The sequence below is a fragment of the Pseudoduganella rhizocola genome (assembly GCF_045984285.3).
In the GTDB taxonomy this organism is placed as follows: Bacteria; Pseudomonadota; Gammaproteobacteria; order Burkholderiales; family Burkholderiaceae_D; genus Rugamonas.
The window spans coordinates 527,997-541,266 of the sequence record NZ_JBJQIK030000004.1 but is presented as its reverse complement, the minus strand read 5'-3'; the positions used below and the strand labels follow the sequence as shown (position 1 = coordinate 541,266).

Genomic DNA, 13,270 nt, shown 5'->3' with positions numbered 1-13,270 from the left:
CGGAAACGCCGCTGTAGAATACGGCCTCTTCTGAACGTTGTGACAAACGTTCAGCAGTTCCGGAGCAATTGGACGGGCGCTTAGCTCAGTTGGTAGAGCGGATCCCTTACAAGGATTAGGTCGGGAGTTCGACCCTCTCAGCGCCCACCAGGACTGCGAAGAATTAGGAGTGGTAGTTCAGTTGGTTAGAATACCGGCCTGTCACGCCGGGGGTCGCGGGTTCGAGCCCCGTCCACTCCGCCAGAATCCCAGAGAGCCCGATTTCGATCGGGCTCTTTTCATTTTGTATCCCTCTTGCAACAGTCTTGCCGGTAAACCGCGGCCTGCCTGAAAAACCGGCGACAATAGTGTTGTAACAACAGCCCTGTCCAACGGAGTTGCACGTGATCTTTGGTTTCCTGAAATCGCCCGCGCTGTCGCCACGCCTGACCCGGCTGCGCGAGTCGGCGCTGTTCTCATCGCTGACGCCGCTGGAACTGAAGATCGTGGACGGCCTGATGCATGAGCGCCGCTTCCTCACCGACGAAATCATCTTCGACGAAGGCGAAGAAGGGCAGGCGCTCTACCTCGTCATTTCGGGCAAGGTGCAGATCAACCGCGCGGTAGCGGGCGGCAAGGAAGTGGTGGCCGAGCTGCCGGCCGGCTCCTTCTTCGGCGACCTGGCCCTGCTGGACAACTCGCCGCGCAGCGCCCAGGCGCGTGCGCTGGACAACTGCCAGCTGGCCGTCTTCTTCCGCGCCGACTTCATGGGGCTGATGGAAACCGACGCCGTGATCGGCTACAAGATATCGCTCGCCCTGGCGCGGCATATCGGCGCCCGCCTGCGCGAATGGATGTGCGGCAGCCCCCAGATCGAGACCCTGTAAATGTCAGGCCGCCGTCCCGGACCCGTCGTGTGGTGCGCCATCGTGCTCGCCACCTGCCTGCTGCTCTATGTGCTGCAGCACATGCTGTGGCTGACGGTGCCCTTCCTGCTCGGCATCATCCTGTATTACGTGCTGCTGCCGCCGATGCACAGGCTGCTGCGCATGGGCTTCAGCCACAACACGGCCGCGCTGCTGGTGGGCAGCGGCTTCTTTGCCTGCGTGATCGTGGCGGGCCTGCTGCTGATGGCCTGGCTTTCGTCCAGCCCCAGCTCCTCGTGGCAAGGGCTGCCGGAACGCTATATCGAAGGCGGCACGGCTTTCGTGCGCAACACCCTGCTGTCGCTGGAGGACAAATTCCCCGTGCTGCACCAGGCCGGCATGAGCGACAACATCAACGCCCGCTTCAGCGCCTACACGCACGACTTCTTCACCGACCACCTGCCCGGCCTGCTGGTCGGGGCCGCCGCCTGGATTCCCTCGCTGCTGCTGGCGCCCTTCCTCACCTTCTTCTTCCTGCGCGACGGCGGCCGTTTCAAGCGCTTCCTGGCGCGCGCGGTGCCGAACGCCTTCTTCGAGAAGACGCTGTTCCTGCTGCACGAAGTGGACCAGACGGCGCGGCGCTACTTCCAGGGCATGCTGAAGCTGACGGTGCTGGACACGATGGTATTGGCGTTCGGCCTGTGGCTGATCGGCGTATCGCCGCCGCTGCTGCTGGGCTTCATTGCCGCGGTGCTGGCATGGATTCCCTTCGTCGGCTCGATCCTCGGCTGCATCATGGTAGTGCTGGTGGCGGCGGCCGATGCGCCGGGCGACACGATGATCGCCTACAGCGCGATCGGGGTCTTCATCGCCGCGCGGCTGCTGGACGACTTCGTCTTCATGCCGCTGACCCTGGGCCGCAGCCTGCGCATCCATCCGCTGGTCACGGTGCTGATGATCTTCATCGGCGGCTCGGTGGCCGGGGTGGCAGGCTTGATGCTGGTGCTGCCGCTGCTGGGTGTCGTGATGGTGATCGGCGAAACCCTGGGCCGGCTGATCACGAACCCGCGCCTGCGCGCCCGCCACCGCCACGCCAAAGCCCTGCGCCAGCGCCAGGCCAGCGCCGACCTCCTCCCCTAAATCGGGGACAGACCCTATTTTTAGAAATCAGGGTCCGTCCCCAATTTCAGCGACGCCCCTTGAGCGGTCGCTTATCCATGCGAAATCGGCATTGGCAAAATCCGGCATTCTGTACGCCGCCCCGGACTTTCTAATTGGGGACGGACCCTAATTTCTGAAAATAGGGTCTGTCCCCAATTAAGAAGAAAAAAAGGGCAGAGGAAAACTCTGCCCTTTTTGCTTGCGCTGACGACTGTTACGCTGCGACGGCTTCCTTGGCGGCCGGGGCCGCGGTTTCGTCGTCGCCCGAGCGGATCAGGTGGTCGAAGGCGGAGAGGGCGGCTTTCGCGCCTTCGCCGACGGCGATCACGATCTGCTTGTACGGCACCGTCGTCACGTCGCCGGCAGCGAACACGCCCGGCACCGAGGTCTGGCCGCGTGCGTCCACTTCGATTTCGCCGTGGCGCGACAGGGCTACCGTGCCTTTCAGCCATTCGGTGTTGGGCACCAGGCCGATCTGCACGAATACGCCTTCCAGCTCGATGCGGTGCGATTCGCCCGTGTTGCGGTCGGTGTAGCTGATGCCATTCACTTTCTTGCCGTCGCCATGGATCTCGGTGGTCTGCGCCGAGACGATCACGTTGACGTTTTTCAGCGAACGCAGCTTGCGCTGCAGCACCGCATCCGCACGCAGCTCGGCGCCGAACTCGATCAGGGTCACGTGTTCCACAATGCCCGCCAGGTCGATCGCCGCTTCCACGCCGGAGTTGCCGCCGCCGATCACCGACACGCGCTTGCCCTTGAACAGCGGGCCGTCGCAGTGCGGGCAGTAGGCCACGCCGTGGTTACGGTATTCCTTCTCGCCCGGCACATTGATTTCGCGCCAGCGGGCACCCGTCGACAGGATCACGGTCTTGCCCTTCAGTACCGCACCGCTCTCGGTGTGCACTTCCGTCACTTTGCCCGGCACCAGTTTCACGGCGCGCTGGGTGTTCATGATGTCCACTTCATAGGTCTTCACGTGCTGCTCCAGCGCCACCGCGAATTTCGGGCCGTCGGTTTCGGTGACGGAGACGAAGTTCTCGATCGCCAGCGTGTCCAGCACCTGTCCGCCGAAGCGTTCCGCCAGCACGCCGGTCTTGATGCCCTTGCGGGCCGCGTAGATCGCGGATGCCGCACCGGCAGGACCGCCGCCGACGATCAGCACGTCGAACACGTCTTTCTTGCTCAGCTCCGCCGCGGCGCGCACGCTGGCGTTCGAATCCAGCTTGGCGAGGATTTCCTCGACATTGGTGCGGCCCTGGCCGAAGTGCTGGCCGTTCATGAACATCATCGGCACCGCCATGATCTGGCGTTCTTCCACTTCCTTCTGGAATACGCCGCCGTCGATGGTGGTCACCTTGATGCGCGGGTTGATCACCGACATCGCATTCAGCGCCTGCACCACTTCCGGGCAGTTATGGCAGCTCAGCGAGATGAAGGTCTCGAAGTGGTAGTCGCCGTCCAGGTTGCGGATCTGTTCGATCACGGCCTCATCGAACTTGATGGTGTGGCCGCCCACCTGCAGCAGGGCCAGCACCAGCGAGGTGAACTCGTGGCCCATCGGGATGCCGGCGAAACGCACGCCGATATCGCTGCCCGCACGGTTGATCGAGAACGATGGCTTGCGCACGTCGGCGGCATTGTCCTCGACCACGGTAATCTTGTCGCTCAACGCGGCGATGTCGCGGAGCAGGTCCTGCATTTCCCGCGCTTTGGCGGAGTCATCCAGCGATGCGACGATCTCAATCGGCTGCACCACCTTTTCCAAATAGGCTTTCAACTGGGTTTTGAGATTGGCATCCAACATGACTTTTTTCCTTTGCTTGAACTACCTGGCCGGGGGAATTCCCCCGCCAGCCAGGTATCGGGGGTACTGCTAAGCTTAGATCTTGCCTACCAGATCCAGCGATGGGGTCAGGGTTGCTGCGCCTTCGGTCCACTTGGCCGGGCACACTTCGCCTGGATGGGAAGCCACGTACTGAGCGGCTTTCACTTTACGCAGCAGCTCGCCTGCGTCGCGGCCGATGCCGTTGTCGTGCACTTCCAGCACTTTGATGAAGCCGTCCGGATTGATCACGAAGGTGCCGCGCAGCGCCAGGCCTTCTTCTTCGATCATGACCTGGAAGTTGCGGGACAGCAGGCCGGTTGGGTCGCCGACCAGCGGGTATTGCACTTTCTTGATCGCGTCCGAGGTGTCGTGCCATGCTTTGTGCGCGAAGTGGGTGTCGGTCGAGATGCCGTACACTTCCACGCCCAGTTTCTGGAATTCAGCGTAGTTGTCTGCCAGGTCTTCCAGTTCGGTCGGGCACACGAACGTGAAGTCAGCCGGGTAGAACACGAAGACCGACCACTTGCCCTTCAGGGACTCTTCGCTCAGGTCGATGAACTTGCCGTTGTGGTAAGCGGTTGCCTTGAACGGTTTTACTTGGGTGTTGATCAGAGACATTTGTGTTTTCCTCGTGAGGGTTGTGAATCAATGAGATGCCAGTTTAAGGGTTTCTCGTCTATTTGGAAAATTGATTGTTCCAATAGTTTCAATTGGCTTTAGCTATCGAAACGGGCGAGCGAGAGCGATATTATCCGCTTTTGTGGTCAAAGCGGCAGGATTGCCTTATAGGGGCTCAAGCCGCCAGCTGGGCCTTGAGCATCAGGTCGAAATCGGCGGCCGGCATGGGGCGGGCGAACAGGTAGCCCTGGCCGTAGTCGCAGCCGGCGGCGGCCAGCAGCTCGCGCTGCTCCGGCGTTTCCACCCCTTCCGCAATCACTTCCAGCTCCAGCTTGTGGGCCATGACGATGATGGCTTCCGACAGCGCCATATCGCTCGATTCCGGCGCCAGGTTGCGAGTGAAGCTGCGGTCGATCTTCAGGTAGTCGATGTCGAATTTCTTCAGGTAGGACAGCGAGGAATAGCCGGTGCCGAAGTCGTCCAGCGCCACCTGGATGCCGGCGTCGCGCAGCTGCAGCAGCTTGTCGGTGACGGCATTGCTGGCGTCCAGCAGCAGGCCTTCGGTAATCTCCACCACCAGCGCCTGCCCCGGCAGCGACTGCTGCTGCAGGTGGCGCAGCCAGCCGTCATAGCCCCCGCCTTCGCGCTGGAATTCCAGCGGCGACTGGTTGACGCTGACCTGGAAGGCCGGATGCACTTCGGCCCGCCAGCGCTGCACCCAGCGCACGGCTTCGTGGAATACCCACTGCCCGATATCGACGATCAGGCCGCTCGCTTCGGCCAGCGGAATGAATTCCAGCGGACTGACCATGCCGCGCTGCGGATGCTCCCAGCGCAGCAGCGCTTCCGCCTTGTGGATGCGGCCGGTTTTCAGGTGCACGATGGGCTGGAAGTACAGGCGCAGCTGGCCGCCTTTCAGCGCGCCGCGCAGATCGTTGGTCAGGCGCATGCGGTTCAGCGCCGCCACCTGCAGCGCCGGCGTGAAGTAGCTGAAGCGGTTGCGGCCCGCGCCCTTGGCCGCATACATGGCCTGGTCGGCGTGCTTCAGCAGGTCTTCCATGCTGCCCGCATCGTCCGGATACAGCGTGATGCCGATCGAGGCCGACACGAAGGCCTGTTCCTGGCCCAGCGCAAACGGCATCAGCAGGCTGTCGATGATGTTCTGGGCGATGGTTTCCACGCGGTCCACCTCTTCCAGCGAGGGCAGGATGACGGTGAATTCGTCGCCGCCGAGGCGCGCCACGGTATCGGATTCGCGCACGCAGGCGCTGATGCGGCGCGCCGCGTCGATCAGCAGCACGTCGCCCTGGTGGTGGCCCAGCGTGTCGTTCACTTCCTTGAAGTGGTCGAGGTCGATGAACAGGATGGCAATGCGGGTGCCGTCGCGCCGGCTTTTCAGGATGTCGTGCTGCAGGCGGTCGAGGAACATGCGGCGGTTCGGCAGCTGGGTCAGCGTATCGAAATTGGCCTGCTGCCAGATCAGCGCCTCGGTCTGCTTCTGGTCCGTCACGTCTTCGATCATGCACAGATGCATGGCGGGACCGGCCGCGCTGGCCAGCACCGGCGTGATCGAGGCTTCCACCCAGATCCGCGTGCCGTCCGGCCGCACCATGCGCGCCGTGGTTTTCAGTTCGGCCAGGTCGCGCTTGGTGAATTCCTCCATCTGCGGAATGATGACGGCCACGTCTTCCGGATCGACCACGTCCATCCAGGTGCCCTGCTTCATCTGCTCCACGCTGCGACCGGCGATCTCGGCATAGCGCGGGTTGACGTCGCCGAAGCGCCCCGTGACCGAGTCCACCAGCGCAATGCCCATCGGCGCCGCCTCGAACATGGTGCGGAAGCGCTGCTCGCCGATGCGGATCGCCTCCTGCGAGCGGCTGCGCTCGCGCGCCAGCAGGCTGAAGTGCACCGCCGCGCCCAGCAGCAGCAGTGCGCCCGCCACCCCCAGCACGCGGTACAGCCAGGCCAGTTCCGGCCCGTTGTCCGCGTTGTACAGGAAGCCGGAGAAGGACACACCTTTCGGCAGCAGGCCGAGGTCGGTATAGATATCGGCGATGTGCTGCCAGCGGTCCGGATTCATATAGCCGATTTCCACCAGCACAGGCTGCACCAGGGCCACCATCTGGCGCGCCTCATACAGCAGGTGCAGGCGGTCGTTGCGGCGCGAATATTTGTTCAGGATGAGGTCCACAATCTCTTCCTGGTGGCTCATCGCATACTGCCAGCCCCGGAGGCTGGCGGCCCGGAAGGCTTTCACGCGCTCCGGATGGGCGGCAAGCTCCTGTTCGCTGGTGAACAGGTTGTCGCCATAGAAATCGATGCCCGAGGAACGCGGATTGTAGATGTCGTAGGGGAAGCCGACACGGTCCAGGTAGTCCGGCTCATTGGTCATGTAGATGGCCATCGCGTCCACCTTGCCGGAGACCAGGTCTTCCGGGTTGTAGCTGTGTTCGCGGCGGATGATGCGGTCCGGCGTGATGCCTTCCTTTTTCAGGTAGGCCAGCAGCTCGTCCGCCTGGCTCAGCTCGTCATTCAGCGAGCCGATCATCGCGTGCTTGCCGATGATGTTGCGGATATCGGGAGTGGGGCCCTGCTGGCGCATCGCCAGCACATAGGGCGAGTGCTGGAAGATCACGCCCAGCACCACCAGCGGCTTGCCCGACAGGCGGGCCAGCAGCAGGCTGCTGCTGCCTACGCCGTACTGGGCGCGGCCGGACAATACGGCACGCTCCGGCTCATTGCCGTCGGTGCTTTCCACCAGTTGTACGTCGAGCCCGGCTTCACGGTAGTAGCCCTTTTCGATGGCGGCGTAATAGCCGGCGAACTGGAACTGGTGGCTGTGCTTGAGCTGCAGTACGACCTTGTCCTGTGCATGCGCCGACGCAAGGAAGAGCGATAACAGGAGAAGGAACGATGAGAATGGACGCACTATGGTTCCGAAACAGGTTAACGGGGCACCAAGACCAGTTAACAGATTGTATCGGTTTCCCGGGCGTCCAAGACAGAAGTGTGGCTTTCATGCCGCACCCCTGGGGCGGGCCGGGCGGCCCGCCGGGACGGAGAACGTTATGGCAGGGTGGCCGGGGTGGTGACGGCGGCAGTGCCGCCATTGCCCTGCTGGCCTTCGGCATTGCGGCCCCAGCTCCAGATGCTGCCGTCAGTCTGCACGCCTAGCGAGTGCTGCAAACCGGCCGACACCGACTTCCAGATGGTGCCGGTGCCAACCTGTACTGGAACGCGGCGGTCGCTCAGCGTGCCGCTGCCCAGTTGGCCATCACTGTTCGAGCCCCATGACCACAGGGTACCGTCGGCTTTCACGCCCAGCGAATGGCTGGTGCCGGCCGCGAGGTAGGCCCAGTTGCTGTCCGTGCCGATGCGCACCGGCGTGGTGACGTTGGCAAAGGAATCGTTGCCCAGCTGGCCGGCATCGTTGGCGCCCCAGGCGAACAGGGCGCCGTCGGCGCGCACCGCCAGCGAATGGTTGCCGCCCGCTGCCGCCAGCACCCAAGTGCCGGTGCCAACGCGGGTGGGCTTGGTCACGCCGGCCAGGCCGCCAGTGCCTGCCTGGCCGCTCTCGTTCGCGCCCCAGGCATACAGCGAGCCATCAGCCAGCACGCCCATGGAATGCGCCGCACCCGCGGTCACCAATTTCCAGAGACCGCCAGCGACCGGGCTGGCAAGCTTGGTGGGCACCAGTTTGTCCACCGTCGTATCGTCGCCGAGCTGGCCGTTGAAGTTGCGGCCCCAGGTCCACAGCACCCCGGCCTTGTCGATCGCCAGCGAATGCGACTTGCCCGCAGCGACCGCGACCCAGGTCTTGGCCGTACCAACCTGGGTTGGCACGGCTTTATCCAGATTGTTACCCAGGCCGAGTTGGCCGTTCTGGTTGAAGCCCCAGGCCCACAGCGTGCCGTCGGCACGCACGGCCAGCGTATGGAATTCGCCGGTGGCTACCTGCTTCCAGGTATTCACGCTGCCGCTCACCGCTACCGGTTTCTTCTGGTCAGCGGTGCTGCCATCGCCCAGCTGGCCCCAGCGGTTCCAGCCCCATGCGTATAGCGTGCCGTCCTTGCGCAGGGCCACCGTCTGGTGGCCACCCGCTGCCGCGTCCGCCCAAGGGCCAGTCACGGTAATGGTGGTGCTGCCGACCACCGAGCCTACGGTCGCGGTGACGGTATCGGTGCCGACCGCTTTACCGGTCACCAAACCGCTGGTGAAGACCGACACCATATTGCCCTTGGCAGCCCAGGTGATGGTGTCCTTGATGGCTGCGCTCTTGCCGTCCGAATAGGTGCCGGTGGCGGTCAGCTGCTGGGTGCCGCCGACGGCGATGGTGGGGTTGGCCGGCGTCAGCGCGATCGACACCAGGGTCGGCGTGGCCGGGGTTGGCGTGGTCGGCGTGTCGGTTTTGTCATCGTCGCCACCGCCGCAGGCGACCAGCAGCGCCAGCAGGGGCGTGAGCAGCAAGGCCTTCAGGTTCATCTTCATTTCCATTTCATGAGCAAGGTGAAACATCAATCACCATTATGCCCCGAAATGAAACAGATTCCCAAAAACAACATCGCCGGCGGATGAGGCCGGCGATCTCGCTTATTTGCGGCTGCCGCGCGCCGGTTTCGGCGGCGCTTTGGCTTTCACTTTGATAGTGTCGAGGATGGAAGGACGGGCCTTGGTCTCGACGGCGGCGCGCGCCGTCAGGGAGCCGGTCAGGGCGTTGGCCTTGCCGCGCCCGCCGCCCGCCGCAGGCGGCAGCTTGCCGCGCTTCTCCGCGCCCGGCGCCAGCATCGGCATGGCGCGCTTGCCCGCCGACGGCTTGAAGTTTTCCTCGCCCACCACATACGGCGGAATCAGGTGGCGCTCGCCGGTGCCGATCAGGTCGCCACGCCCCATGCGGCGCAGCGTATCGCGCAGGATGGGCCAGTTCTTCGGGTCGTAATAGCGCAGGAAGGCCTTGTGCGCCTGGCGCTGCTTCAGCGTGCGCGGGGTCTCCACGGTTTCCGAATCGTCCGTGACCTTGTGCAGCGGGTTCTTGCGCGAGTGGTACATGGCACTGGCCATGGCCATCGGCGTGGGCATGAAGGTCTGCACCTGGTCGAGGCGGAAGTTGTTCTTCTTCAGCCACAGCGCCAGGTTCAGCATGTCCTCGTCCGTCGCGCCCGGGTGGGCGGCGATGAAGTAAGGGATCAGGTACTGCTTCTTGCCGGCTTCGATCGAATACTTCTCGAACAGGGCCTTGAACTCGTCATAGGCGCCGATGCCGGGCTTCATCATCTTGCTCAGCACGTTCGATTCGGTGTGCTCGGGCGCGATCTTCAGCAGGCCGCCCACGTGGTGCGTCACCAGTTCCTTCACATACTCGGGCGAACGCACGGCCAGGTCGTAGCGCAGGCCGGACTGGATCAGCACCTTCTTCACGCCGGGGATGGCGCGCGCCTTGCGGTACAGCTTGATCAGCGGATTGTGGTTGGTGCCCAGGTTGACGCAGATCGACGGATACACGCAGGACAGGCGGCGGCAGGTCGATTCGATCTCCTTGTCCTTGCAGGACAGGCGGTACATGTTCGCGGTGGGCCCGCCAAGGTCGGAGATGATGCCGGTGAAGCCCTTGGTCTTGTCGCGGATATGCTCGATCTCGCGCAGGATCGATGGCTCGGAACGGCTCTGGATGATGCGGCCTTCGTGCTCGGTGATCGAGCAGAAGGTGCAGCCGCCGAAGCAGCCGCGCATGATGTTGACCGAGAAGCGTATCATTTCCCAGGCCGGGATATTGGCATTGCCATAGCTCGGGTGCGGACCGCGCGCGTATTCCAGGTCGTAGACATTGTCCATCTCGTCCATCTGCAGCGGCAGCGGCGGCGGGTTCATCCACACATCGCGGTCGCCGTGCGCCTGCACCAGCGCGCGCGCATTGCCGGGATTCGATTCCAGGTGGAACACGCGCGAGGCGTGCGCATACATCACCGGATCGGTGCTCACCGTTTCGAAGGACGGCAGGCGCACCACGGTCTTGTTGTGTTTTTCCTTCTGCATCGCGAGGCGCTCTTCGCGGCTCATGATGCGGATCGGCTTCACCACCTCGGCCTTGGGCTCGACCATGGCGGGATTGCTTTCTTCGGCCGGTTTGTTATCGGTCGCGCAGCCCGGCGTGTTCGGCTGCACCATCAGGTAAGGATCGGGATGGGCATCGATCTTGCCGGGAATATCGACGCGGGTGCTGTTGTGCACGCCCCAGTCCTCGCCCGGCATCCAGCCGCTGGGCACCAGGAAGGCGGTGCCGCGCAGGTCGCGGATGGTCTTGATGTTTTCGCCATCGGCCATGCGGCGCGTGAGGTCCACCAGCGCGCGCTCGGCGTTGCCGAAGATGAGCATGTCGGCCTTGGACTCGAACAGCACGGAACGGCGCACCTTGTCCGACCAGTAATCGTAGTGGGCGATGCGGCGCAGCGAGGCTTCAATCGAGCCGATCACCACCGGCGTGCCCGGGAAGGCTTCGCGGCAGCGCTGGGCATACACCGACACGGCGCGGTCCGGACGCTTGTTCGGCTCGCCGTTCGGCGTGTAGGCGTCGTCGGAACGCGGCTTGCGGTCGGCCGTGTAGCGGTTGACCATGGAATCCATATTGCCGGCCGTAACGCCGTAATACAGGCGCGGCTTGCCCAGCTTGCGGAAATCGTCCGCCGACTGCCAGTCCGGCTGCGAAATAATGCCCACTCGGTAGCCTTGTGCTTCCAGCAGGCGGCCGACCAGAGCCATGCCGAAACTCGGATGGTCGATATAGGCGTCGCCGGTGACAAGGATGACGTCGCACTCCTCCCAGCCCAGGGTGTCCATCTCTTCGCGGGACATAGGGAGGAAAGGCGCAGCGGCAGCGCGGGCAGACCGCTTGGGGACGGCCGCAAAAAGGTTTGCTGGGGAATTCATCCCGGTATTGTACCGGAATTGGCGTGCCGCCGCTGCATTTGCCTGCCGCCGCGTCGCATAAAAGCTTTTATTATTCAATAACTTGGGTGTTAGCACATTGTAATGCCGGCCACATTTGCTATAACGAAGAATAGCTTTTGGGGAGACCATCATGCGACGCAGACTCTATTACGTTCTACCCTCCGTTCCGGCGGCCCGCGCCATGCTCGACGAGCTCTTGCTGGCGCGCATCGAGGAACGCCACATCCGCTTCATGGCGCGCGAAGGCGCCTTGCCGAAGGACATGCCCGAATGCGGCTTCATGGTGAAAACCGACCTGATTCACGGCGCCCAGCTGGGCATCATCATCGGCGGTATCGCGGGCTTTGTGGCGGGGGTGCTGCTGGTGCTGATGCCGCCGGACGGGCTGACCATGCGCACCGCCGCCATCCTGCTGATGGCGCTGGGCGGCGCCCTGTTCGGGGCCTGGGCTTCGGGCATGAATGCGGCCGCCGTGCCGAACAAGAAGCTGGAGAAATACGCCGAGCGCATCGCGGCCGGCGAGGTGCTGATGATGGTGGATGTGCCGCTGCGCCGGGTGCGCGAGATCGAGGACATGATCGCCGCGCGGCATCCCGACTTCAGCTTTGCCGGGGAAGAACCGCCGATGCTGGCCTTCCCCTGAGGCCTCAGATCCCCATATTGCCGAGGATACGGCCCAGCTCGCGCAGCGTGGGCTCCAGGGCCGGATGCTTCGCAGCGAATTTCGCCGAGATTTCCTGCGTGCGTTCGGCCAGGCCGTAGGTGGTGGTGACGTCCTCGCCTTCCGCCGCGCGCTGTTCCAGCAGCAGGCGGATATCCACGTCCAGCTGGCGCAGCAGGTCCTGCAGCTCTTCATCGACCGGGCCGGCATTGGCCAGGCTGCCGTGCAGGTTGCGGAGCGACTCTTTCAGATTGTTGTCCATCGCGCTGTCCCCTTATTAAAGTGGCTACAGACGAACTTATACACTGATTCCGCGCGACCAGCCACGAATGCGCGCAATTCCCGCCTCATCCACACCCAGTGAGCGCAGGAAATCTTCGTGTGCCTGCGGCGACTGTTGCTCGAACAGCGCATGCCAGCGTTGCATGGCCGCGTCATCGACGCCGGCCGCATGCTGCAGCGCGGTCCAGCGCGCCACCGTCATCGGGCCGTCGCCCGCCTGCCCCAGCAGCTGCTCCAGCAGGGCCTGCTGTTCGCGCAGGCGGCGGATTTCGGCGTGGATCTCGCGCAGGCGGTCCTGCAGCAGGGCCGGGCCCGGCGCTTCGTCCAGCAGCGCGCCGATGGCTTCCATGCCGAGGCCGGTAGCCCGGTAGTCGCGGATCTGCTGCGCGCGCCGCACGTCCTGCTCGCCATAGCGCCGGTAGCCGGAGGCGCTGCGCTGCGGCGACAGCAGGCCCAGGCTTTCGTAGTAGAGCAAGGCCGCGCGCGATACGCCGCACAGGCGGGCCAGCTGGCCGACGCTGAGGACGGCGCTCATGGCAGCGGCATCCGGTCAGGCGCGGCAAACGCTTCACGTGCGGCGCTGCCGGCCAGCAGTTCGTCCGAGTAGTGCAGCGCCAGCCCGCCGCGCGCATCGGCCAGCAGAGGCGCGGCGCGGACCAGGAAGGCCTCATGGCCAAGTTGCGCCTCGCAGGCGCCCGCCTCGCGCATCAGGTGCATCAGCGCGGCGGTAATGGTGTAGTGGAATTTTCCTGCGGCGCCCAGATGCGCGGCGTACGCCCGGATCAGGGTGCAGGTACGCTCCACCGCCTGCTCGAAAGGCAGGCGGCGGAGCTGGAGCCATGCCAGCCTGATATGGCCGGCATGGTTGAAGTGCTGCGGGGGCAGCGTGCAGTCTTCGAGGCTGCGCAGGAAGTCATCATCGTCCATGCG

General features: G+C 64.0%; 11 protein-coding genes and 2 tRNA genes. 5 read left to right on the top strand and 8 right to left on the bottom strand.

Going from position 1 to position 13,270, the window contains the following annotated elements; all coding sequences use genetic code 11:
* Positions 1-74: 74 nt before the first annotated feature.
* The 4 genes from ACJRPG_RS12870 to ACJRPG_RS12855 all read left to right on the top strand — a co-directional run bounded on the left by ACJRPG_RS12870 (position 75) and on the right by ACJRPG_RS12855 (position 1,985).
* A tRNA-Val gene (locus ACJRPG_RS12870) sits at positions 75-150 on the top strand.
* A 16-nt stretch (positions 151-166) separates the two neighbouring features.
* A tRNA-Asp gene (locus ACJRPG_RS12865) sits at positions 167-243 on the top strand.
* A gap of 140 nt (positions 244-383) precedes the next feature.
* Positions 384-866, top strand: coding sequence for a cyclic nucleotide-binding domain-containing protein (locus ACJRPG_RS12860; RefSeq protein ID WP_408000480.1), 483 nt, complete (start codon positions 384-386; stop codon positions 864-866).
* Positions 867-1,985, top strand: coding sequence for an AI-2E family transporter (locus tag ACJRPG_RS12855; protein ID WP_408000479.1), 1,119 nt, complete (start codon positions 867-869; stop codon positions 1,983-1,985).
* A 235-nt stretch (positions 1,986-2,220) separates the two neighbouring features.
* Here ACJRPG_RS12855 and ahpF read toward each other — a convergent pair whose 3' ends face one another.
* From ahpF to ACJRPG_RS12830, 5 genes are all read right to left on the bottom strand, one after another.
* Positions 2,221-3,813, bottom strand: a complete 1,593-nt coding sequence (gene ahpF, locus ACJRPG_RS12850; RefSeq protein ID WP_408000478.1) for an alkyl hydroperoxide reductase subunit F — start codon at positions 3,811-3,813, stop codon at positions 2,221-2,223.
* A gap of 75 nt (positions 3,814-3,888) precedes the next feature.
* Entirely contained in the window at positions 3,889-4,452 is a 564-nt protein-coding gene (ahpC, locus tag ACJRPG_RS12845) for an alkyl hydroperoxide reductase subunit C (protein WP_408000477.1), read from the bottom strand.
* 175 nt (positions 4,453-4,627) lie between these two features.
* Complete coding sequence (locus tag ACJRPG_RS12840; RefSeq protein WP_408000476.1) at positions 4,628-7,384, bottom strand: EAL domain-containing protein; 2,757 nt, start codon at positions 7,382-7,384, stop codon at positions 4,628-4,630.
* 137 nt (positions 7,385-7,521) lie between these two features.
* Positions 7,522-8,943: an RCC1 domain-containing protein gene (locus tag ACJRPG_RS12835; RefSeq protein WP_408000475.1), complete on the bottom strand. Its 1,422-nt coding sequence runs from the start codon at positions 8,941-8,943 to the stop codon at positions 7,522-7,524.
* A 102-nt stretch (positions 8,944-9,045) separates the two neighbouring features.
* The gene (locus tag ACJRPG_RS12830) at positions 9,046-11,376 is read right to left on the bottom strand and encodes a YgiQ family radical SAM protein (RefSeq protein ID WP_510183105.1); all 2,331 of its coding nucleotides are present in this window, start codon (positions 11,374-11,376) and stop codon (positions 9,046-9,048) included.
* 151 nt (positions 11,377-11,527) lie between these two features.
* On the opposite strand from ACJRPG_RS12830, the gene ACJRPG_RS12825 reads away from it, so the two are divergent.
* The gene (locus ACJRPG_RS12825; RefSeq protein ID WP_408000473.1) at positions 11,528-12,040 is read left to right on the top strand and encodes a DUF1269 domain-containing protein; all 513 of its coding nucleotides are present in this window, start codon (positions 11,528-11,530) and stop codon (positions 12,038-12,040) included.
* Positions 12,041-12,044: 4 nt separating this feature from the next.
* Here the strand turns inward: ACJRPG_RS12825 and ACJRPG_RS12820 are convergent, their stop codons facing one another.
* Genes ACJRPG_RS12820 through ACJRPG_RS12810 form a run of 3 tightly spaced genes read right to left on the bottom strand, consistent with a single transcriptional unit; the run spans position 12,045 to position 13,267 of the window.
* A complete protein-coding gene (locus tag ACJRPG_RS12820) occupies positions 12,045-12,320 on the bottom strand; it encodes a DUF4404 family protein (protein WP_408000472.1) in 276 nt (91 codons plus the stop codon).
* Positions 12,321-12,356: 36 nt separating this feature from the next.
* On the bottom strand, positions 12,357-12,875 hold the full coding sequence (locus ACJRPG_RS12815; RefSeq protein ID WP_408000471.1) for a MerR family transcriptional regulator: 519 nt from the start codon (positions 12,873-12,875) through the stop codon (positions 12,357-12,359).
* On the bottom strand, positions 12,872-13,267 hold the full coding sequence (locus ACJRPG_RS12810) for a hypothetical protein (protein ID WP_408000470.1): 396 nt from the start codon (positions 13,265-13,267) through the stop codon (positions 12,872-12,874). The genes ACJRPG_RS12815 and ACJRPG_RS12810 overlap by 4 nt, the downstream gene beginning before the upstream one ends.
* Positions 13,268-13,270 lie beyond the last annotated feature (3 nt).

Excerpts from the sequence above, each read along its gene's own strand:
- ACJRPG_RS12815 (WP_408000471.1), bottom strand. The coding sequence starts at position 12,875 with ATGAGCGCCGTCCTCAGCGTCGGCCAGCTGGCCCGCCTGTGCGGCGTA.
- ACJRPG_RS12820 (WP_408000472.1), bottom strand. The coding sequence starts at position 12,320 with ATGGACAACAATCTGAAAGAGTCGCTCCGCAACCTGCACGGCAGCCTG.
- ACJRPG_RS12825 (WP_408000473.1), top strand. The coding sequence starts at position 11,528 with ATGCGACGCAGACTCTATTACGTTCTACCCTCCGTTCCGGCGGCCCGC.
- ACJRPG_RS12835 (WP_408000475.1), bottom strand. The coding sequence starts at position 8,943 with ATGAAGATGAACCTGAAGGCCTTGCTGCTCACGCCCCTGCTGGCGCTG.
- ahpC (WP_408000477.1), bottom strand. The coding sequence starts at position 4,452 with ATGTCTCTGATCAACACCCAAGTAAAACCGTTCAAGGCAACCGCTTAC.
- ACJRPG_RS12855 (WP_408000479.1), top strand. The coding sequence starts at position 867 with ATGTCAGGCCGCCGTCCCGGACCCGTCGTGTGGTGCGCCATCGTGCTC.
- ACJRPG_RS12810 (WP_408000470.1), bottom strand. The coding sequence starts at position 13,267 with ATGGACGATGATGACTTCCTGCGCAGCCTCGAAGACTGCACGCTGCCC.
- ahpF (WP_408000478.1), bottom strand. The coding sequence starts at position 3,813 with ATGTTGGATGCCAATCTCAAAACCCAGTTGAAAGCCTATTTGGAAAAG.
- ACJRPG_RS12830 (WP_510183105.1), bottom strand. The coding sequence starts at position 11,376 with ATGAATTCCCCAGCAAACCTTTTTGCGGCCGTCCCCAAGCGGTCTGCC.